Consider the following 19794-nt stretch of genomic DNA (forward strand, 5'->3'; position numbering starts at 1 on the left):
TTTCTCTTTTTTGTTTGGTCACTTCAAAGAAAGTGTTTTTCGGCGAGCATTAGATGCTCTTATTATTTTTTATTAGCTATTTTTAAACAGGCTCTAATGTTTTTATATTTTTTTAGGGTCTTTGGTCTTCATCAGAGACCCTTCATTTTTGCCAGTTTTTTCTCAATTAATCGCTTTTCAGGGTCTGATTTCACCACTTGAAGAGCCTTTTCATAACAATGTATTGCATTTACGGAATCAGCCAGTTCAGCATATAAGTCTCCTTTAGCAGTTTGATAAGTATAATTCATGCTGAGGCTTTCCAGTTCAATCAAATCTTTCAGTGCCGCCTCCGGGCCACTTACATAACCTTTCACAATTGCTCTGTTCAATTGTATAAACGGCGATGGCTTTAAGTCGGCCAGCATATTGTATAATCTCAGAATAACCTCCCAGTTGGTTTTCTCAAAGCTTTGCGCAGAGGCGTGATAAGAGGCAATGGCGGCTTCCAGGTGATACTCGCTTATCTCGTTTCCAATGGCAGACTGCCTGAAAAACTCATAGGCTCTTGATATCATAAAACTATCCCATAGATTCCGGTTCTGGTCTTTTAGCAGTACAACAGTGCCGTTGGCATCTATCCTGGCCGGAAATCTTGCCGTCTGAAAACACATCAACGCCAACAGTGCATTAGTTTTGGGTAAATTGGTAAGCCGATTCTTTGTCAATAACAACCCCAGCCTGATGGCCTCTTCACATAAATCTTTTCTGATTAACTCGTTAGGATGCGACGAACTATAACCCTCACTGAAAATAAGATATATTATCTTAAGCACTGCATCGAGCCTTGTTGTTAGTTCTTCTGCTACAGGCACATCAAGACTAATATGCTCTATTCTTATTTTTTCCTTAGCCCGGTAAAGTCGTTTGTTAATGGTATCCTCAGACGTTAAAAACGCTCTGGCAATTTCAGCGGCATGCAAGCCACCCAGTGTTTTCAGGCTTAGTGTAATCTGAGACTCCAGCGCAAAAGCCGGATGACAACAGGCAAACAGCATCCGCAGCTGGCTGTCTTCTATTTCGTGGGGCATAAACAATTGCCCAAGTCTTTCTTCGGGTCCTGTAAGGTAGGCTAGTTCGGCGCTTAATTCAGCAAATAGTTTTTCTCTTCTTATTACATCCAGCGCCTGGTTTTTTGCCACTTTGTATAACCACGCAGCCGGGTTATCAGGCATTTTTATGCGCCATTCGCTTAGTGCCTTCATAAGCGTATCCTGAACAATGTCTTCGGCCAGCTCAATACGACCGAACCCAAACATACGCGCCAAAACAGCAGTCATCTTTCCAGCCTCGTGCCTGAAAAGATGACTGACCAATTGGTTTACCTGTTCGTATCCTGATTCTTCAGACAAGTCTATTGATAGTTTTGAATAGGTCTTATTTCTACTACACTATCATACTCATACATCGGGCATCCTTTCGATAACTCAATGGCTTCTTCCATCGACCCAGCATTTAAAAGTAAAAATCCGCTTACAATCTCCTTAGATTCGGTATAAGGGCCATCGGTTACCAAATGGGCAGAGCCTTTTACAATTTTACCTACCGGCTGAAGGGCGTCCGTAGCAACCAGTTTGCCTTGAGCAGCTATACCGCCAATCCAGGTATTCCATTTTTCAAGTTCTGCCTGCATCTCTTCAGGCGAAAAATTTTGGTACATATGTTCAACTTCTATTTCGTTGCGAAAAATAAGCATGAATTTTTCCATGATTTTTTGAGTTTTAAATGGTTCTAAAATTTATTTCAACCTGTTGACGAATCAGATTGAGAGAATTGGACAAACAATGAATATTTTTTTTTAAATTGCTATAATGGTGAGTGAAGCCCCTCTCAATATACTTTGGCTTTTTACGTTAACTGTATATTGGGCAAGGAAATATGAGAAATTAATTTGGTTTTTACCTATGAAGAAATTACTTATTTTAGTTGTACTGGCGTTTTCTTTGTGTTCAGAAGTATTGGCCAATAAAATATTGATACCAATGGACGAAAGCCAGAGGAACCATTTAAAAGCTTATGGTATTACATTCTGGCTGCTTAAAGAACACGAAACCGAGGTTGAATGGCTGTTGAATTTCAGGGGCGGTAGTTTTATGTTTAGTGCTTCTCAGAACTTTATAAATGAATGTGTGATACGTGGCGTAAGTTATGAGGTTATTTCAGACGCAGAGGCACAATCAATATTAGCACAAATTGCATCGCCCGAAGCAAATATGGATGCAGTAAAGCTAAATAAGGCGCCCAAAATAGCTGTTTATTCGCCTAAAACCACCCAGCCCTGGGACGACGCCGTTACATTGGTGCTTACTTATGCTGAGATTCCATACGATAAGGTTTTTGATGAAGAAGTACTGGAAAACAAATTACCGGAATACGACTGGCTACATTTGCACCATGAAGATTTTACAGGGCAGTTTGGTAAATTTTTACGTATGCGCGGGCAGGCCTGGTATCAGGAACAAAAACATGAGGCCGAAGCAATAGCCCGTAAGTTTAATTTTCAGAAAACCTCAGAGCTGAAACTGGCCGTTTCTAAAAAAATTAGGGACTTTGTAAATGGCGGGGGTTATATGTTTGCCATGTGTAATGCAACCGATACCTTTGATATTGCTCTGGCCGCAGATGGAATAGACATTGTAGAAACGCCTTATGACGGCGATGGCGCAGACGCCAATGCTGATAAAAAACTGAATTTTGATAATTGTTTTGCTTTTCAGAACTTCAGGCTGGTGCTGAACCCCTATGAACTGGAGTTTTCAACGATTGACAGCCAACAGGACGAAAGAGGAGTAAGCGAAACCAACGATTATTTTTCATTGTTTCAGTTCTCTGCCAAATGGGACCCCATCCCCACCATGCTAACGCAGAATCATCTAAATCTTATTAAAGGTTTTATGGGTCAAACCACAGCCTTTAAGAAACAATACATAAAACCGGATGTAATTATAATGGCCGAAAACCGTTCGCTGGGGGAAGCACGTTATATTCATGGCACGGCTGGTAAAGGATTCTGGACTTTTTACGGAGGGCATGACCCCGAAGATTACCAACATTATGTAGGTGAAGAGCCTACTGATCTTAACCTGCATCCAACATCGGCGGGCTACAGGCTTATTCTAAATAATTTATTGTTTCCGGCTGCCAAGAAAAAGAAACTTAAAACCTGATACAAAATAAGCGAAGAAGGCAAATTCATACTGCCTTCTTCGCTTTTGTAAAAATCAAGTGTTGTTTTTCTTCACTTTTTTCCCTCTGTTTTTTGCCCACTCCTCTGCTTTTGATGTGGCAATGGCAATGGCTGAGCCTTCGTCTCTACCGTCTTCAATCAAAGCATTTGCAATTTCAATAGCCTTGTTTCTGACCGGTGCCTGAAAGTTTTTCAGAGATTGCGGATAATCAGATTTTGTCCAGGGCATATAACTGAAGTTTTACTTTACATTTTATCGGTAATCTTTTCAAGTTTTTCTGCTTCTTCTCTATGATGCATTAAAGTTGGCAGTGTTTTGGCTGCAAAAGCCTTAATTTCTGCATCATTGGCATTATCAGCTATCTTTTTAAATTTGTCTACATCTTCCCGATGATCTTCAACCATGGTGTCCATATATTTCTTATCGAATTTTTTTCCGGTTTCTTCAGACACCTCGTTTACCACTTTCTGATGTTTGTCAATCAGTGTCGTGGGCAAAACGATGCTTTTACTCTCGGCCAGGCTTTTTAGCTCGTCATTGGCTTTGGTGTGGTCGTCAATCATCATTTGTGCAAATTTTCTCACTTGTGGCGATGTGGCTTTGTTTACAGCAATTTTTGCTAATTCCACTTCCATCATTCCTGCACTTGCAATTTCAATTACATCATCTACATCTTGTTTTTGAGCTCTGGCCATAGAATCAGTAGAGGCAGTGGCATCTATTGCCTCATTATTTATTGCCTCAGTTGAATCTTTGGAGTCGGTGCTGCCAGAATTACATGAAGCCATTCCCAACATTACGGCAACGGCCAAACTTAATAAAACGCCTTTGTTTTTCATGATATGATCAGGATTTAGTTATGGCTTTATAAGCAAAAAAGACATACCACAAAACTTGAAGCAATTCATGGGGTTAATATTCTACTATTTATAAATTTTAATTTCCTGCCTGATTTGAACAATATTGAAACAATTTCACAAAAGGGGAAATATTTCCACACAATGAACACTATATTCCCCAAATCAATGGTATTTAAGGCAAATTCCCCACATTTTCATAACTTCTTCAACACTAAATTAAAGAGGTAAAAATACCACAATAGAAGCCTGCTGAAGTTTACCAAATGAAACTTTAGAGAATAAGAAAAGCCTCTTTCAATACCATATATTTTTTGGTTTTGAAAGAGGCTTTGTGAGGTATTTTAAATGCCTATTTACTTAAATAGCATTATATCTAGCTTCAAATTCTTTTATTCTTCTTCTTGAAATACATAATTCCTCACCTGACTGCAGCAAAACAGACCCTGAAAGTTTATCAAGTTTAATTTTCTCTATTTGCAACATATTGATGATTATACCGCGATGTATCCTGAAAAAATAAGGCAATACCATAAGTTTATTCTCATAAACCTGTAAATTTCTGGCACTCAGGTAGGTTCTGCCATTGGTTAAATACAAAATGGTATAATTGATTTTACTCTCTAAGAAAATAACCTCTTCCGGGCGTACAAACTTAGACTTACCCCCTACCAGGAAGCGTAAAGTTAATGATGGATTCATGGGAAAGTTAGTTTTCATGGATGTATAATTTATGTCTTTCATATATTCTTCTTAAGCTATCATAGTGCCGAATACGCAGTGTATTCCTGACGTAAATAATAAAATAATTATGCCACCAACGGTAATATCGCCGCCATGTAAAAAAGCACAAAAAGAAACCCGCTATATGTAGAAAAAAAGTACCAATAAATTTAAAAAATGGGGCATACAAAATGGTTGAACAGGCAACAACCAGAAATTAATTTGGAGATGTACAATATCAAAAACCTTTAATTTGTATTCTTTACATTTTCATCAGAATAAAAATTGTATTTTTACTGATACTTTTTTACAATAAACAATTATATAAAATGGCTGATATACTAGAAGTAAAGCATATACCAGAGGATAAATTATTTGTAATAAAACTGGAAGAAGACATGGCTTTTCAGGAATATATTCAAACCGATACAGACCTGGTAATTACACATACAGAAGTGCCTAAAGCTATGGAGGGTAAAGGTATTGGCAGCATGCTGGCCAAAAATGCCCTTAAATATGCCGAAGAAAACAACCTTAAAATAATGCCTTTATGCCCATTTATGGCGGCTTATCTGCGTAAAAACTACGAAACCTACAAGCATCTGCTGGCTCCCGGCTTTAATGTCTGAAAACAATGAAAATAACAAGAAAAAGCGCGCTGAAATCTTTAATTGCCTCAATAATAGGCTTGCCTGCTCTGGCTAAAGGGGAGGGTCAAAAAAAAGACCTTGCAGGCTTTAAAGAAGAGTTTGCCATTGCCTGGAAAAGCTCTTTGGAGTATACACTCAAAATTTTTAATCAAATGCCGGATGACAAGCTGGAATATAAGTATACGCCTGAGTCTTTTACTTTCCGAACCCAGTTTGTACACTGTATTACGTTTACCACTGCCCAGTTATGCGGAAGACTAAATATACCTAACCCATACGAAGAAAAAGAAAAGCAAAACGGATATTGGGCCAAACTGTCTAAAATTGAGCTGGAAAACGAGATAAAAGGCTTTTACAACTGGGTTGAAAAAACAATTTTTGAAACTAAACCCGAAAAGCTAAACCAGTTAGAACCTTACGCCGGCGATAAAATACCTGTCTGGCGGCTATTTTATGCTTTAGAAAATCATATAATACATCATCGCGGACAAGCCATTTGTTATCTAAGGCTAAACGGTATTACACCGATAGGTTACATTGGCTGGTAAGTTATTTTTTCATTTGCTTTACATAGTCTTTTGCAAATATTTGTTTTTAAATCTAGCTGATTATTTATTTAGGGTTTCTGTTTAAGAAAAAATTTGTAAAATTTCTACTAGCCTTTAAATAGGGCGATAAGGATTATTCATTTCAAAATGAAAAACTTCCGGCAACGGAGATGTTACCGGAAGTTCTAATAGTATATACCATCAATAATTTAGGAATCTTAATTCAACAAAATTATTTTTTGATTATACAAGAGCCATCGCTGCAACAACGGCTATATTTTTTCAAGAGTTTTTTGTATTGCCCTTCATCCAAGGTTACATAAATTTTGTTGTAGTCTCCAACAGTTACATCCTGTTTGGTAAAGCTATAAGTCAATGACACCGGGATATTAACGTCTACGTCAGGCAATGTAGTTGCGCTGGCATTAGCCACTCTGAACGCTTTAGAAACACTGCTTGAGCCCGTTGTTACTACCTCATAACCAGACTTAACCGGAACCGGGAATGAACCCAGGCAAAGGTATTTTTCTGGAGTTTCGCCAACTGCAAGCTTACCTGTTTTCTTATAAACACCAATGATGGTTACATTTGGATTTGCGGTTTTGATACTTCCATCCTGAATTTCAGATTTGCCTGTAAAATTAACGCGTTGGTCAGCACACTGAGACGCGCCTGTGGTTCCGATCGTAGCATCATTTGCTGTGGTTGCTGATAAAACTTTCTTTTCAATAGACTGAGGCGTAGCTGATGTTGCAGGAGTAACATCCATAGTTTTATATGCTTTGCTCAGATTTTTGAATTGTTTCTCATCAACATTCAGGTAGATTTTATCACCTTCACCAACGGTAACATCAGATTTGGTAATTTTATAATCTAGTGCCAAAGGCAACATCAGGTTTACAGGGGCAACTGTTTCATTACCAGTAACACATACCGGAATAGTTTTTGAATAAGCCATTTCACCTTTTACGCTGTAATCATAAGTAGCACGGTATTTAACCGGATAAGTGCCAAGCGAAACACCTTTATTACCATTAACTGCTACAATTTCTAAGGTTTTGCTGGCATTCATTACGTCTCCGCTGGCAATTTCACCTTTCGCGCTGATACTTACCTGCTGGTCAACAACCCTGGTAGGTTCAACAACTGGCCCTGCTGGTATGTAAACAGGTATATAAAAAGCGTTACCGCATTTTTTCATAATATAAATGAAGCAATCGCCGGTTTTGGCTTTCAGCTTAAAGGTTTCAAAGTTATTGCCTAAAATAGACCAGCTGTATTTGTGGCCTTTGGCATAGGCGCCCATCCAACCGGTTGAACCTTTAGGTAAGATTTCAGGCGTTAAACTACCTACGGTAAACGCAGGGTCGTTAATACCAGTGTAACCCAAAGCAGCCAGCATGTCGTCCATCTCTTTTTTAATGCCTTTCTGATTCTTTTTGTACACTCTCTTCAGATGGTCGAAAGCAGATTTTGCAGTGTGTTTAGGTATTTCCCCAAATTGAGGACTAGTCCCTAATCTTTTTAGCACTACAGGGGTTCTGTCTGCATTGCCCTGAAAAACTTTATAAGGCAAAGAATTACATGGAGAAGGCTGCTGATTAGGTGCCGGGTTTTGTTGAGAAAACCCAACTGCTGGTAACATCATTACCGCAAGCGCGAGAATTCTAAATGAAGAAGTTTTCATTTTTTTTAATTTTTAAGTGTCTGAAAATTCTTTGTCCGCTAAGGACAAAAAAATAAATTATTTGAATAAAGTGATGCTTACAGATTTCCATTAAAAAAACTGTACCAACATTTCAGGTTCTGTGAGGTTAATCAAATAAGGGTGCATTATGTAAGAATAGCCGGAAAGACTACGAGCGCAAAAATGGTAATTAATAATTAAAAAACAAATGACATTAATCGCATAATGAATTAAATATTGCTTTCTCGTTTATATATTGCCGTTAATGGCCTGTATATCCGGCTTAAAAACTTTATTTGCCCGAAAATTTATAGATAGTAGTGGTTTTATAAGTTTCACCGGGCCTCAGAACAACCGTCGGGAAAGACTTCTGATTCGGCGAATCAGGGAAGTGTTCAGTTTCAAAGCAAAATCCGTGGCGCTTTTTATAAACTATACCATTTTTACCGGTTATGCTGCCATCAAGAAAATTTCCTGTATAGAATTGTACACCGGGCTCTGTTGTAAAAACCTCCATGAAGCGGCCTGAAACTGGCTCATACGCGGTTGCCGCCAATACAAGTGAGTCTTTAGCAGCTTGGTTAAGCACCCAGCAGTGGTCGTAGCCGCCACCCAGCTTTATTTGCTCATCTGTGGTATCATCTATTCCCTTGCCTATTGCCATAGGTTTGGTAAAATCAAAAACAGTGCCTTTAACAGGTTTAAGTTCACCAGTGGGTATCAGCGTTTTATCAACAGGTACAAAACGGTCGGCATTAATTGTAACCTCATGCCCCAGGTGGTCAGTTTTTCCACCTGTCAGATTAAAATAAGAATGTTGAGTTAGATTAATTACGGTAGGTTTATCGGTAGTAGCGGTATAGGTAATCTCCAGCGCGTTGTCATCTGTTAAAACATAAGTTACCTCTACATCAAGATTCCCGGGATACCCCTCTTCTCCGTCTTTGCTAACATAATTCAGTTTCAAGCCGTTTCTGCCGTCTTTTAGTTCTTCAGTTTTCCAGATAACCTTATCAAAACCAACTTTCCCGCCGTGCAGGTGGTTGGGGCCATTATTCTGCAAAAGATTATAAGTCTGGCCATCTAAAGTAAACTTGGCTCCGGCTATACGGTTGCCGTACCTACCCACTAAAGCGCCGAAGAAAGGGCTGGCCTTCAGATAACCCGATAACGAATCATAACCCAATACTACGTCTTCATAATTCCCGTTTTTATCAGGGGCTGTCCAATGCGTTATCAATCCGCCGTAATCACTTATTTTTATTTCCATGCCTCTGGCATTTCTTAATGTAAACAATTCTACTTTACGCCCGTCTGGCAGTTGCCCCCATGTTTGTTTTGTAATTGAAGCCTCCGATTTTGTTGTTTCCATCTTATTTTGGTTATTTTTTGATTGGCAGGCAAAGCCGGCATAAACCAGTAATGCCCCGACCAACCATAATCTGATTTGGGTTTTAAATTGAGTCATGTTAATAGTATAGGTTGATTTTGTTTGCCAATATTACACAAAAACTGTTAAAAAGACCGTTTGTGTGTTAAACATTTCTGTTTTATAAATTAATATGTATGAATATTTACCCATTGCAGCTTAGGTTGTTTTAAGTTGTATAAACCAATAGAATTGGTACAAGTAAAGGAGCAAAAGTTCTAAAAATCCAAATAATTGTAATACCATGAAATTTCAAAAACTGCTTTATGCAGCATTATTACTTACAGCTAATACGTTGTTGGCTCAGATACAGTCGGCTTCAAAATATGACCACCGCGAGGCCTTTAACCCATTGTTTAATTTTATGCCGGGTACAGCGTACAGAAGTGGGTCAGGCTCGCCAGGCCCTTTGTACTGGCAAAACAGAGCAGATTACAAAATTGCAGCCACACTTGATGAAGCAGCAAATAAACTGACCGGAGAAACTGAAATTACTTATAAAAATAACAGCCCGGAAAAACTGGCTTTTGTCTGGCTGCAGCTTGACCAGAACCAGTTTACTGATAACTCAAGAGGCACTAAAACAACCACAATTTCGGGTGGGCGTTTTGGTTCTACAGGCTTTGAGGGGGGGTACCAAATTCAATTGGTAAGTGCTGATAAAAAAAATGTATCTGGTAAAAAGGCCACCTATCGCCCGGTATATGCCGAACATCTGATTAATGACACACGGATGCAGATACGGTTGACTGAGCCATTGGCTACCGGAGAAGAGTTAAAAATAAAAATCAGCTACTCGTTTCATATTCCTCGATACGGGTCAGACCGAATGGGCAAACAGGAAACCGTAAACGGCATAATTTATGAAATGGCACAATGGTACCCCCGCATGGCAGTTTATGATGACATTGAAGGCTGGAACACCCTGCCATACCTGGGCGCAGGTGAGTTTTACCTTGAATACGGAGATTTTGAATATAACATAACCGTACCTTGGGACCACATCGTGGCTGGTTCGGGTGAGTTATTGAACCCGGGCGAAGTACTGACACCCGAGCAGATTAAAAGATTTAACGAAGCCAAAAACAGCGACAAGACTGTTCTAATAAGAGGCAAAGAAGAAGTAACAGATGCCCAAAGCAGACCCCGCCAGAGCGGTACTCTAACCTGGAAGTTCAGATGCAAACAGGCGCGTGATGTTGCCTGGGCCTCGTCTAAAGCATTTGTCTGGGATGCAGCCCGGATTAACCTGCCTAGTGGTAAAACTTCAGTGGCGCAATCGGTGTATCCGGTTGAAAGCGCAACTAATGATGGCTGGAACCGCTCAACTGAATATGTTAAAGCCTGCATTGAATTTTACTCTAAATACATTTTTGAATACACCTATCCGTCGGCAACCAATGTGGCAGGTATAGTGGCGGGTATGGAGTATCCGGGAATTGTATTTTGTAGTTACAGCGACAAAAACGAAAGCCTTTGGGGTGTAACAGACCATGAGTTCGGGCATAACTGGTTCCCGATGATTGTGGGTTCGAACGAAAGAAAATATGGATGGATGGACGAAGGCTTCAATACATTTATCAATACGCTTTCAACAAAGAACTTTAATAACGGCGAATATTATCAGCCGGAGAATATACGCCAGTATGCCCCCTATTTTTATGACAGAGACCCGATAATGAACATACCAGACGTTATACAGAATAACAATCTGGGGGTGGCTGCCTATCTTAAACCCGGCGTTGGCTTAACTATGCTAAGAGAACTGGTGCTTGGAGAAAAACGGTTTGACTACGCCTTTAAAGAATATGTTCATCGCTGGGCATTTAAACACCCTACTCCGCTGGATTTTTTCAGAACGATGGAAGATGCAGCCGGCGAAGACCTGAGTTGGTTCTGGAAAGGCTGGTATGTAAACGACTGGAAGATTGACCAGGGGGTAAAAGAGGTTAGCTATATACAGCAGGACGTAACCAAAGGAGCTGTAATTACCATTGAAAACCTTGAGAAGATGCCAATGCCGGTTACTGTTGAAATTAAAGAGTCGAACGGAACAACCAAACGCGTTGAGTTGCCAGTTGAAATCTGGCAAAGAGGAAGTACCTGGAGTTTTAAACACCCGTCTACGTCTGCCATTGAGTCGGTAACCATTGACCCTGACGGAAAATTACCGGAAATAAACACCAAAAACAACCTGTGGAAACCTGCCAAATATAGTAGCCAGACAGCCAATTAAATGGCTGTCTGCTCAGCCTTCCTCTGCGAGAGGAAGGCTGAACGGCGAAGTAATTGTTACTTTTGAGCGCTCGCAAACACCACCAATTGGTGGATTAAACTTAGAAACGCTCACTGTAATTTGCTGTATTTCAACAAATTGTTGCTTTACTGCCTCAATAATTTTATACGCTATATGCTCTAATAGCCGATGTTTCTCTTTCATAACATTGGCTATCAGGGTGTATACCACTTCATAATTGACGGTAAGTCTCAACTTATCTTCCTGCGCTGCCCGATTCAAATCTGCTGTGATAGCAATATCAATCGAGTACTTATTTCCAATTTTTTGCTCTTCATCGTAATATCCATGATAAGCAAAAAATTCTAAACCTTCAAGTGAGATTATTCCCATGGGTGTCAATCGTCTTAAAATATTTGTGGAGTATTATTTTAGCTTTTAGCAGCCTTTTGCCGGATATCAGATATTATCAAAAAACGACCCTCCGCCAATATCAGAGTTCTTTGCCAAAATCTCGTTTACTTTTGGTAACGGCGTGTTATCTTTTACATTTTTTTCTTCTTTTTCTACCATCGCTTTCCTGACAGCCTCTTTCACCTTATTCACTTTTTCAAGCATTTCTTCGGTTACTGAATCCAGGTTACTTGCAACCGGTGCCGCCTTTGGAGCCACGGGCTCTGAGATACTGGTTTTGTCCTGAGTTATTTCTGGCAATGCTGCCTCCGGAATAGACACACTGTTATCAATGCCTTTTTCTTCTACATCTTCTTCTGCTTTGCCACCAACAAGTAGGCTCTTCATTTCTTCAAGCTCATCAAATCGTCCCTCAGCGGCCAGAAGTGCCTGTTCTACCCAGGTGGTTGGGTCATGCATGGCATAGGCAGGCCCGGCATTATCTAGTATCTCCTTAATGCGCTCCACCGGGGTTGTGGCAAGGCCCCTGAACGTAAATATGCCTGAGTCATAAAGTAGCATGGCAATTTTAGGGCCTATACCCTCAATTATGCCCAGTTCATCAGACCTGCCTTCGTCGTCTTCAGACTGTGTAGCTGCCTCAGGTGCCGGCGTTTCTGAAATTGGCGCTGTGCTGGCAGGCTGTACGGCGGTAACCACCTCAGTGGTATTATCGCTTGTATCTTCAACTTTGCCGATATTATATACAAGCTTTTCTTCTGTTACTTGTGCGGTTTTAGATTCAAAGTAAGAGAGTTCTTCCTGAATATTGAAGGTAGGTATTGCACTCTTTTCATCTACAAAAGTATTGAAGGCTTCCTGAATTTTCTCATCAACATTTTCAGTCTTAAATTTCTCCTCCAATCTCTGCACATGCTCTAAGGTAGACATAGACAAACTGCGCATCTGAACCAGCAGGTCAGTCTTGTACTGATACATCATCTTGAAATCTTTTTCAAGTTCTTTTACTTCTCCCAGCACTTCTTCTTTTATGTATCTGGCACGGTTTTGTGCTTCCTGAATAACTTTGTCAGCTTCAAGTTGCGCATCACGTAATATCTCCTGACTTTTCTGTCTGGCATCTTGTATGTTCTTATCAGCCTGTTGATTAGCCTGCTCGGTAATCATGGTGCTGGTATCTTCTGCAGTTTTAAGCGTTTTAAAGAGGGTCATTTCAATCTCCCGAAGTTTACTAGCTTCTTTTTCAGCCATTTCAAGCTGCATTCTAAGCATTTTACTTTCATTCAATATGCGTTCCCATTCCTGCGAGAGATTTGCTAAAAAATTATCAACTTCTTCGATATTGTAGCCTCTGAAAGTTTTTTCAAATTCATGCTGGCGTATTTCGAGCGGTGTAATTTTCATTTCTTCAATGTTTTTATATAGATTTTATGGCAAAATTAACAAAAAAACTGTCGGTACTCCCTATTTCATTTATTTTCTTCAATAAGCACAGGAGCACAAACCAGTGGTAAACCTCAGGTTATCAGGTATTTTAACCTCTGTTTTTTATAACTCTAAAATCAATAATTTATTTGATTTTCAGTTGTCTGTATCCAGTTCCCATACCGAAATGGTTCGGTCATCACTACCAGAAACTATCTGGTTTTTGTAGTTTGTCCACAAAACCTTGTTTACCGATGTACCATGCCCGGCATGCCGGGCGCGGTCAATTACTTTCAATAACCTCAGCGACCCTGTGTCCCATACTTTTACAGACTTATCCATGCTGCCGGTAACAAACTGCAGGCCGTCAGGGCTAAATGCCAGATGATTAATGGCAAATGTATGCGCCACAACTTCTTCTTCAAGTTTATATCCGGTCTCGACATTCCAGACTTTCAGGCGGGCATCTCTGCTGCCCGATATGAGCTTTGTAAAGTCGGGCGTGTACCTGATAGTAAAAACCGAGTTGCTATGTGCCTCTATTACGTGTTTCAACTCATAGGTTTTCAGGTCGAAAATCTTAATAGAGTTATCGCTATAGCCGGCGGCCAATTCCCGCTCTACCGGGTTAACAGCCAGGCACCGGACACTTACGGCCGCAGCTTTTATGTGTTTACGAAAACTGATAGTTTCGGCATCAATAACAGAAATGACTCCGGCGCTGTCGGCTATAAACGCGTTTCCGTCGTAAAACTGAATATCAAAATAATATGCCGGTGATAATTTTAATGAGCGCAGTTCTTGTTTGGTTTCAAGGTCAATCACATGAATACCCTCCTGGTTCTGGGCTACCCAAAGTTGATTGGCCTGAGGTAAATAGGCAAGCGAATATACAGAATTTTTTACTTTCGCAATTAATTCTCCAACATCCGGTTTTTCAAGATTCCATCTTACAACGTATCCGTCACCTGCTGCCGAAAAAAACCGATGGTTCTCTCCAGACCTCTCCAATGCGTATATACAATCCCGATGTCCGGTAAATGTATCTATTTTTTTGACATGAATCATGACATTATATGATTTTTCCAATCATATTATTATTTGTTGTAGATATGTATTTATTTTTACCTGCAAAACTAATTGTAAAACATTTCTCAAAATCATTACTCCCATGAATTTTTCGGCTGAAACAGAAAAAAGCACAGTTTTTACAGAAGTAGAAAAAGTAATAACCGACCTAGGATTTACTATTGCTAATCAGGACCAGACACGCCCTTGGGGTGGTTTCTTTGTTCTTGATGAATCACAAGCGCCGAAATTTATAGAAACGTATTTTCCGCATTTAAGCATTGAAGATTTTGGTGTTGGCCGCAAGCTGAGCCCGAAAATTCTGGTAGTTGCACCAGAGAAACGTCTTTCTTGGCAGTATCATTTCCGTAGAGCTGAAATCTGGAAAGTAGTGGGAGGAATTGCAGGTGTTGTGACAAGCGATACGGATGAGGAAAATGAACTGCAAACACTAAACCTAGGAGACATAATTAATCTGAAACAAGGTGAAAGACACCGCCTGATTGGTTTGAGCCAATGGGGCATTATAGCTGAAATCTGGCAACATACTGACGCTGAGAATCCGTCTGATGAAGATGACATCGTTCGCGTTCAGGATGATTTTGGTCGTTGATATAACCGGAAAGCCTTTTGAGAAATTTCAAAAGGCTTTCTTTTTGTTATTCAACATACAAAACAAGTCCTTTCAGGTAGCTTCCCTCCGGATGAAACAGATTTACAGGGTGGTCTGCCCCTTGTGTAAGGTGATGCAGCACTCTTACCTGCCTGCCAACCTCTAACGCTGCCGACACAACTGTATTATAAAATAGTTCTCTGTCTACCACTTGCGAGCAGGAAAACGTAAACAAGATACCCCCACTGGCCAGGCGCTTTATACCCTCCATATTTAACCGTTTATAACCTTGTACTGCCTGATGCCTTTTGGCTATACTTTTGGCATAGGCGGGTGGGTCTAGCACTATCAGGTCGTAAATCTGGTCGTTTTGTTTCAAAAAACTCATTACATCTTCGGCTATTGCCTGGTGGTTGTCTACAACGCCAAAATTGGCAGCCACATTTTGGTTTACCAGTTCTATGGCTTTCTTTGAAACATCAACAGATTCTACACGTTGCGCCCCGGCTCTCAATGCATAAATAGAAAACCCACCCGAATAACAAAAGGCATTCAGTACTTTTTTGTCTTTGGCATAATGGGCTAACAAGGCGCGGTTGTCGCGCTGGTCGAGAAAGAAACCTGTTTTCTGACCTGTTTCCCAGTCAATCAGAAACTTGTTGCCGTTTTCTAAAACCTCATGAGGCAAAAGGTTTTCTGGAGAGCCTGATGAAAAAATATACCCGTTTTTAATGGTTTTGCCAAATTCGTCGGGCAATGTTTCGGCACTTTTATCGTAAATGGCCATCAGGTCATCGCCATAAATGCTTTTTAGCGCACTAGCTATTTTTTCTTTCTCTCGCCACATACCAATCGTATGAGCCTGAAAAACAATTACACGTTGATAATAATCAAGTATTAATCCCGGAAACCCGTCGCCCTCTCCATGCGTAAGCCTGTAACAGGTAGTACTTGCACTTTGCACAATCTGCCTGATGGCATAAGCTGTTCTGAGCTTTTTCAACCAGAAATCTTCATCAATTATACCCGGCTCGTACGAAAAAATCTTGATCGTAATACTGCCTTTATAAAAATGGCCTGTTGCCAGATAATTACCTTTTTTATCGCACACTTCAACAATGTCTCCGTCTTGTGGCTGCCCTTCTGTTCTGGCAATGGCACCAGAGAAAACCCAGGGGTGTAGCCGCTTCACTACCTGCTCTTTTCCGCCCTGTAAAAAAACTTTTGCGTACATATCTTCTTTTTCGTTCCGTTTCAGATACAAAATAAGAAAATATACAAGGCCAAAGAAAACGTTTTTGCATTTTTATATTTACTTTTACTTCGCTTTCAATAGATAGTTAATTTGATTCTTACCCTTTTAAAAATTCAAATACGCACTATGAAAATAGACCGTCGAAATTTCCTGAGAAACACCAGCCTGCTAGCCGCAGCACCTCTACTTGCCAACCAATTATGGTCATGCACTCCATCATCAAAAACTGAAGAAAAAACAACCGATTCAACTGCCACTTCTGCCATGACAGCAGAACCATCAGTTAAAGAATTTGGTATACAACTCTGGACCGTGAAGGAAGACTTAGCCAAAGACCCGAAAGGTGTATTGAAAGCACTGGCAAGTTATGGATATAAACAAATTGAAAGTTTTCAGGGTGACAAAGGCGTTTTCTGGGGGATGACTGCCAAAGAATTTAAAACACTCATGGACGATATCGGAAGTAACCTGGTGAGCACCCATTGCAATCCGGACTACACCATGAAAAAAGAGACTGAAAGTGAATTTAAAAAACTGGTTGACGATGCCGCAAGTATAGGCATGAAATACCTGATAAATCCATTTTTGGGAAGCCTTACCAAAGCTGACGAATGGAAAAAAGCAGCAGAGGGGTTGAACCGCCAGGGAGAAATTGCAGCCAAAGCAGGGCTACGTGTAGCTTATCATAACCATAATTTTGAATTCAAGAAATTTGCAGATGGCACCATGCCTGAAACCATTCTGCTTGAAGGCACAGACCCTGCTCTGGTAGATTTTGAAGCCGACTTATACTGGGTGGTTTCGGCCGGAGAAAATCCCGAAGAATGGCTTACCAAATATAAAAACCGTTTCCGCCTGGTGCATGTAAAAGACATTCTGAGCGAGGCTAAAGTAAAAGAAATAACAGAAAAAGAGAAAGTAAAAGACCCGTTGTTCTCGTTCTCAACAACCATTGGTAGTGGCAGAATTGATTTCCCTCATTTGTTAAATGTGGCTTCTCAGAACGGCGTAAATTATTTTATTGTTGAGCAGGAACGTTTTGATGGTACAACACCGTTGAAAGCCGCCGAAGCTAATGCAGCCTATATGAAGAATCTGGTATTTGCCTGAAAATAATAGTTTTAAACAGAAAGGGGCTGGTTGCCAAGCAACACAGCCCCTTTCTGTTTTTTGTTTCTTGCTGTGTTTGTCTATAAACTACCTATTAACTCTTTAATGATAAGTGTCATGGTTGGTTCTGCTTTGCAGGCGGCTTCCAGTATTCTCTGAAGTTCAGCCTTTTTCAAAAGCTCCGGCACGCACATATCAGTAATTACAGAAATACCAAAAACCGGTATATCCATCTGGCGTGCTACAATCACCTCCGGCACAGTACTCATCCCTACTGCATCTGCGCCCGACAGCCTCAGCATTCTGTATTCCGCTCTGGTTTCAAGGTTAGGTCCTGGCACACTTACATAAACGCCTTTATGCAAACCTTCTATCCCATTCTGAGTGGCTAATAATAAAGCTTTCTCAATCATTTCTATTTCATAAGGTTCGCTCATATCCGGAAACCTGTCGCCCATTATATTTTCTCCTCTCAGCGGGTTATCAGGTAAAAACAGACCTATGTGGTCCTCTATTATCATTAAGTCGCTTTCTTTAAATCCCGGATTCAACCCGCCTGCAGCATTAGATACTATCAGGCGCTCAATGCCCAGCCATTTCATTACACGCACCGGAAAAGTAACCTGCTGCATACTGTAACCTTCATAATAATGAAACCTGCCCTGCATACAAACCACCTTTTTGCCATTGAGTGTTCCGAACAACAATTTACCTTTATGAGACTCAACTGTGGATATCGGGAAATAAGGTATGTCAGAATAGTTAAGTGAAAACTCAATGACCATGTCATCGGTCAGTTTACCAAGGCCGGTTCCGAGAATGATACCAAACTGCGGTTTGAAGTGGTCTGTCTGTGACTGGATGTAATCTGAGGCCTCCTGAATATGGTTAAGCATGTGCCAATGAAAGTTTATTAGATAGCAAGGTATAAATAAAAACAAAAAGCACGGCTGTAACAGCCATGCTTTTTAACTACGAACAAGAATATATCTTACAACGCCAATGTACCTTTGCGGGCTGCATCAATCAAAGTAGCTTCCAAGCCTTTTTTGTTGATAGTACGAAGGGCTGAAGTCGAAACTTTCAATGATACCCATACACCTTCTGACTCCAGGAAAAATTTCTTGGTTTTCAGATTCGGGAAAAATTTACGCTTTGTTTTATTGTTAGCGTGCGATACGTTGTTACCGACTTGTGTTCTCTTACCAGTAATTTGACAAACCTTTGCCATTGTATTATAATATTTTCTATGAAAAAATGGAATTCCTTAAACGGGAGTGCAAAATTCGTAATTATTTCTCAAATAAAAAAACAAATTTACCTTTTTTTGAAACCAAACGGGCAATGCCTACAGCCATTTTTACAACAATAGCCTCTCTTTTTGTGGTACACTTCAGTAAAAACCATAAATCCACCTTCAAAATAGTAATCTTCTTCTGCAAACACAGATGAAACAGTTTTGCCTTTACTATTTTTCTGACCTCCCAATTTTGATATATTCTGTTAGTTGATTAACTTAAAAGGCCAAATAAACGTTCATTAAACCATGGAATTAGTCATCCGCCTAGCTACTATTGACGACGTACCCAGCCTATTAAATATTTATGCCCAGGCTTTAGATAACCATAAGGTGTTATCGGTAGAAGCTGCCAAAGAGATTTTCATAAAACAAAGCCAGTACCCTGACTACCACGTTTTTATAGCCGAAAACAACGGCACAGCCATTGGCACATTTGCCTTGCTAGTAATGGAAAACATGGCACACATGGGCAGCCCTTCGGCTGTGATAGAAGATGTAGGCGTTCTGCCTGAAGCTCAGGGGCAAGGCATTGGCAAAAAAATGATGGCATTTGCGCTGCAATATGCCAAAGAAAAAGGTTGCTACAAGATGTCGCTCTCAAGCAACCTTCGCAGAGAACAGGCGCACCGGTTTTACGAATCCTTAGGTTTCAATAAGCACGGATTCAGTTTTCTGATAAACTTACCCTAATGTTACTTTTCTCTCATTAAAGTAGGGTTTCAGCACCTTTTTGTCAAATACTGCCAGCAATACAATCAGATTCAGCAGGGCAACAATCCGTATGAAATCTCCCGTCAAAAAATCGCGTAACTCCTGCATGCGCGGAACAGCCACAATATTGTTAACACTATTGCCTGGTGCATAAATCATCGCCAGAGCAATAATAGTTATTATTACCAGGGCAAGCACACCCAGAATAACTTGCGGTAACCTGGCTGCCCACGATTTTCTTCTTACAACCACAACAACCGGCTGAGAAACAGGAACGGCAGCCATAACACTTTCAGTAAAGCTGGCAGATGGTTTCTCCAGCGGCATATTCAGCATATCCAGGTGCAAGGCTTTCATTTCCATAAAATACGCCCGGTAATTTTCAGAACGCTTCATCTCGCAGGCATGTAACTGCAAAATAGCTTCTGTTGCAGTGCCATCCAGAATATCAAATATTTGTTCGTCTTTCAGCATCACTATTTTTAATATTTATTGTTGAACCAATCTATCTATATCAGCACTGGCATACATTGTTTTTCTT

General features: G+C 40.3%; 22 protein-coding genes. 7 read left to right on the plus strand and 15 right to left on the minus strand.

Features of this window, described 5'->3' with window-relative positions:
• Positions 1 to 131: 131 nt before the first annotated feature.
• The gene (locus C0V77_RS03965; protein WP_229236191.1) at positions 132 to 1391 is read right to left on the minus strand and encodes an RNA polymerase sigma factor; all 1260 of its coding nucleotides are present in this window, start codon (positions 1389 to 1391) and stop codon (positions 132 to 134) included.
• A gap of 2 nt (positions 1392 to 1393) precedes the next feature.
• Entirely contained in the window at positions 1394 to 1747 is a 354-nt protein-coding gene (locus C0V77_RS03970; RefSeq protein ID WP_101725049.1) for a YciI family protein, read from the minus strand.
• Between the two features lie 196 nt (positions 1748 to 1943).
• Between C0V77_RS03970 and C0V77_RS03975 the strand changes: the two genes are divergently transcribed.
• Positions 1944 to 3206, plus strand: a complete 1263-nt coding sequence (locus C0V77_RS03975; protein ID WP_101725476.1) for an asparagine synthetase B — start codon at positions 1944 to 1946, stop codon at positions 3204 to 3206.
• Positions 3207 to 3260: 54 nt separating this feature from the next.
• Here the strand turns inward: C0V77_RS03975 and C0V77_RS03980 are convergent, their stop codons facing one another.
• The 3 genes from C0V77_RS03980 to C0V77_RS03990 all read right to left on the minus strand — a co-directional run bounded on the left by C0V77_RS03980 (position 3261) and on the right by C0V77_RS03990 (position 4804).
• A complete protein-coding gene (locus C0V77_RS03980) occupies positions 3261 to 3455 on the minus strand; it encodes a hypothetical protein (protein WP_101725050.1) in 195 nt (64 codons plus the stop codon).
• Between the two features lie 17 nt (positions 3456 to 3472).
• The gene (locus tag C0V77_RS03985) at positions 3473 to 4066 is read right to left on the minus strand and encodes a DUF4142 domain-containing protein (protein ID WP_101725051.1); all 594 of its coding nucleotides are present in this window, start codon (positions 4064 to 4066) and stop codon (positions 3473 to 3475) included.
• A gap of 378 nt (positions 4067 to 4444) precedes the next feature.
• On the minus strand, positions 4445 to 4804 hold the full coding sequence (locus tag C0V77_RS03990; RefSeq protein WP_158237879.1) for a LytTR family DNA-binding domain-containing protein: 360 nt from the start codon (positions 4802 to 4804) through the stop codon (positions 4445 to 4447).
• Positions 4805 to 5136: 332 nt separating this feature from the next.
• On the opposite strand from C0V77_RS03990, the gene C0V77_RS03995 reads away from it, so the two are divergent.
• Positions 5137 to 5436 carry a GNAT family N-acetyltransferase gene (locus C0V77_RS03995; RefSeq protein WP_101725053.1) on the plus strand — a complete coding sequence of 100 codons (300 nt, stop codon included), beginning with the start codon at positions 5137 to 5139 and terminating at the stop codon, positions 5434 to 5436.
• A gap of 5 nt (positions 5437 to 5441) precedes the next feature.
• Positions 5442 to 6005 (plus strand): DinB family protein, encoded by a 564-nt coding sequence (locus C0V77_RS04000; RefSeq protein ID WP_101725054.1) that lies wholly within the window; start codon positions 5442 to 5444, stop codon positions 6003 to 6005.
• A 232-nt stretch (positions 6006 to 6237) separates the two neighbouring features.
• Here the strand turns inward: C0V77_RS04000 and C0V77_RS04005 are convergent, their stop codons facing one another.
• Together C0V77_RS04005 and C0V77_RS04010 are read right to left on the minus strand one after the other, a co-directional pair.
• Positions 6238 to 7692: a hypothetical protein gene (locus C0V77_RS04005; protein WP_101725055.1), complete on the minus strand. Its 1455-nt coding sequence runs from the start codon at positions 7690 to 7692 to the stop codon at positions 6238 to 6240.
• Between the two features lie 292 nt (positions 7693 to 7984).
• Positions 7985 to 9064: an aldose epimerase family protein gene (locus C0V77_RS04010; protein ID WP_229236192.1), complete on the minus strand. Its 1080-nt coding sequence runs from the start codon at positions 9062 to 9064 to the stop codon at positions 7985 to 7987.
• A gap of 301 nt (positions 9065 to 9365) precedes the next feature.
• On the opposite strand from C0V77_RS04010, the gene C0V77_RS04015 reads away from it, so the two are divergent.
• Complete coding sequence (locus C0V77_RS04015) at positions 9366 to 11357, plus strand: M1 family metallopeptidase (RefSeq protein WP_101725057.1); 1992 nt, start codon at positions 9366 to 9368, stop codon at positions 11355 to 11357.
• 12 nt (positions 11358 to 11369) lie between these two features.
• Here C0V77_RS04015 and folB read toward each other — a convergent pair whose 3' ends face one another.
• The 3 genes from folB to C0V77_RS04030 all read right to left on the minus strand — a co-directional run bounded on the left by folB (position 11370) and on the right by C0V77_RS04030 (position 14264).
• Positions 11370 to 11750 carry a dihydroneopterin aldolase gene (folB, locus tag C0V77_RS04020; protein WP_101725058.1) on the minus strand — a complete coding sequence of 127 codons (381 nt, stop codon included), beginning with the start codon at positions 11748 to 11750 and terminating at the stop codon, positions 11370 to 11372.
• Between the two features lie 66 nt (positions 11751 to 11816).
• On the minus strand, positions 11817 to 13175 hold the full coding sequence (locus C0V77_RS04025) for a DivIVA domain-containing protein (protein ID WP_101725059.1): 1359 nt from the start codon (positions 13173 to 13175) through the stop codon (positions 11817 to 11819).
• 177 nt (positions 13176 to 13352) lie between these two features.
• Positions 13353 to 14264, minus strand: a complete 912-nt coding sequence (locus tag C0V77_RS04030; RefSeq protein WP_101725060.1) for a WD40 repeat domain-containing protein — start codon at positions 14262 to 14264, stop codon at positions 13353 to 13355.
• 103 nt (positions 14265 to 14367) lie between these two features.
• Here C0V77_RS04030 and C0V77_RS04035 point away from each other — a divergent pair, with 103 nt between their 5' ends.
• Complete coding sequence (locus tag C0V77_RS04035) at positions 14368 to 14877, plus strand: phosphoheptose isomerase (protein WP_101725061.1); 510 nt, start codon at positions 14368 to 14370, stop codon at positions 14875 to 14877.
• A gap of 46 nt (positions 14878 to 14923) precedes the next feature.
• Here C0V77_RS04035 and C0V77_RS04040 read toward each other — a convergent pair whose 3' ends face one another.
• On the minus strand, positions 14924 to 16111 hold the full coding sequence (locus C0V77_RS04040) for a class I SAM-dependent rRNA methyltransferase (protein WP_101725477.1): 1188 nt from the start codon (positions 16109 to 16111) through the stop codon (positions 14924 to 14926).
• Positions 16112 to 16258: 147 nt separating this feature from the next.
• Here C0V77_RS04040 and C0V77_RS04045 point away from each other — a divergent pair, with 147 nt between their 5' ends.
• On the plus strand, positions 16259 to 17242 hold the full coding sequence (locus C0V77_RS04045; protein ID WP_101725062.1) for a sugar phosphate isomerase/epimerase: 984 nt from the start codon (positions 16259 to 16261) through the stop codon (positions 17240 to 17242).
• Positions 17243 to 17322: 80 nt separating this feature from the next.
• On the opposite strand, the gene C0V77_RS04050 is transcribed toward C0V77_RS04045, so the two are convergent.
• The 3 genes from C0V77_RS04050 to C0V77_RS23345 all read right to left on the minus strand — a co-directional run bounded on the left by C0V77_RS04050 (position 17323) and on the right by C0V77_RS23345 (position 18688).
• Positions 17323 to 18138, minus strand: coding sequence for a purine-nucleoside phosphorylase (locus C0V77_RS04050; RefSeq protein ID WP_101725063.1), 816 nt, complete (start codon positions 18136 to 18138; stop codon positions 17323 to 17325).
• Positions 18139 to 18233: 95 nt separating this feature from the next.
• Positions 18234 to 18473, minus strand: a complete 240-nt coding sequence (rpmB, locus tag C0V77_RS04055) for a 50S ribosomal protein L28 (RefSeq protein WP_101725064.1) — start codon at positions 18471 to 18473, stop codon at positions 18234 to 18236.
• An 86-nt stretch (positions 18474 to 18559) separates the two neighbouring features.
• The gene (locus C0V77_RS23345; RefSeq protein ID WP_255408940.1) at positions 18560 to 18688 is read right to left on the minus strand and encodes a DUF5522 domain-containing protein; all 129 of its coding nucleotides are present in this window, start codon (positions 18686 to 18688) and stop codon (positions 18560 to 18562) included.
• Positions 18689 to 18788: 100 nt separating this feature from the next.
• Between C0V77_RS23345 and C0V77_RS04060 the strand changes: the two genes are divergently transcribed.
• Positions 18789 to 19232 carry a GNAT family N-acetyltransferase gene (locus C0V77_RS04060; protein WP_101725065.1) on the plus strand — a complete coding sequence of 148 codons (444 nt, stop codon included), beginning with the start codon at positions 18789 to 18791 and terminating at the stop codon, positions 19230 to 19232.
• On the opposite strand, the gene C0V77_RS04065 is transcribed toward C0V77_RS04060, so the two are convergent.
• The gene (locus C0V77_RS04065) at positions 19224 to 19727 is read right to left on the minus strand and encodes a hypothetical protein (RefSeq protein ID WP_101725066.1); all 504 of its coding nucleotides are present in this window, start codon (positions 19725 to 19727) and stop codon (positions 19224 to 19226) included. The two genes, C0V77_RS04060 and C0V77_RS04065, sit on opposite strands and share 9 nt — an antisense overlap.
• Positions 19728 to 19794 lie beyond the last annotated feature (67 nt).

The sequence above is a fragment of the Emticicia sp. TH156 genome (assembly GCF_002855535.1).
Lineage (GTDB): Bacteria > Bacteroidota > Bacteroidia > Cytophagales > Spirosomataceae > Emticicia > Emticicia fluvialis.

Coding starts and splice junctions, on each gene's coding strand:
- C0V77_RS04015 (WP_101725057.1), top strand. CDS start 9,366: ATGAAATTTCAAAAACTGCTTTATGCAGCATTATTACTTACAGCTAAT.
- C0V77_RS04060 (WP_101725065.1), top strand. CDS start 18,789: ATGGAATTAGTCATCCGCCTAGCTACTATTGACGACGTACCCAGCCTA.
- C0V77_RS04000 (WP_101725054.1), top strand. CDS start 5,442: ATGAAAATAACAAGAAAAAGCGCGCTGAAATCTTTAATTGCCTCAATA.
- C0V77_RS04030 (WP_101725060.1), bottom strand. CDS start 14,264: ATGATTCATGTCAAAAAAATAGATACATTTACCGGACATCGGGATTGT.
- C0V77_RS04040 (WP_101725477.1), bottom strand. CDS start 16,111: ATGTACGCAAAAGTTTTTTTACAGGGCGGAAAAGAGCAGGTAGTGAAG.
- C0V77_RS04005 (WP_101725055.1), bottom strand. CDS start 7,692: ATGAAAACTTCTTCATTTAGAATTCTCGCGCTTGCGGTAATGATGTTA.
- C0V77_RS03980 (WP_101725050.1), bottom strand. CDS start 3,455: ATGCCCTGGACAAAATCTGATTATCCGCAATCTCTGAAAAACTTTCAG.
- C0V77_RS03975 (WP_101725476.1), top strand. CDS start 1,944: ATGAAGAAATTACTTATTTTAGTTGTACTGGCGTTTTCTTTGTGTTCA.
- folB (WP_101725058.1), bottom strand. CDS start 11,750: ATGGGAATAATCTCACTTGAAGGTTTAGAATTTTTTGCTTATCATGGA.
- C0V77_RS04010 (WP_229236192.1), bottom strand. CDS start 9,064: ATGGAAACAACAAAATCGGAGGCTTCAATTACAAAACAAACATGGGGG.
- C0V77_RS04045 (WP_101725062.1), top strand. CDS start 16,259: ATGAAAATAGACCGTCGAAATTTCCTGAGAAACACCAGCCTGCTAGCC.
- C0V77_RS04025 (WP_101725059.1), bottom strand. CDS start 13,175: ATGAAAATTACACCGCTCGAAATACGCCAGCATGAATTTGAAAAAACT.
- C0V77_RS04050 (WP_101725063.1), bottom strand. CDS start 18,138: ATGCTTAACCATATTCAGGAGGCCTCAGATTACATCCAGTCACAGACA.
- C0V77_RS03995 (WP_101725053.1), top strand. CDS start 5,137: ATGGCTGATATACTAGAAGTAAAGCATATACCAGAGGATAAATTATTT.
- rpmB (WP_101725064.1), bottom strand. CDS start 18,473: ATGGCAAAGGTTTGTCAAATTACTGGTAAGAGAACACAAGTCGGTAAC.
- C0V77_RS03985 (WP_101725051.1), bottom strand. CDS start 4,066: ATGAAAAACAAAGGCGTTTTATTAAGTTTGGCCGTTGCCGTAATGTTG.
- C0V77_RS03970 (WP_101725049.1), bottom strand. CDS start 1,747: ATGGAAAAATTCATGCTTATTTTTCGCAACGAAATAGAAGTTGAACAT.
- C0V77_RS04065 (WP_101725066.1), bottom strand. CDS start 19,727: ATGCTGAAAGACGAACAAATATTTGATATTCTGGATGGCACTGCAACA.
- C0V77_RS04035 (WP_101725061.1), top strand. CDS start 14,368: ATGAATTTTTCGGCTGAAACAGAAAAAAGCACAGTTTTTACAGAAGTA.
- C0V77_RS03990 (WP_158237879.1), bottom strand. CDS start 4,804: ATGAAAACTAACTTTCCCATGAATCCATCATTAACTTTACGCTTCCTG.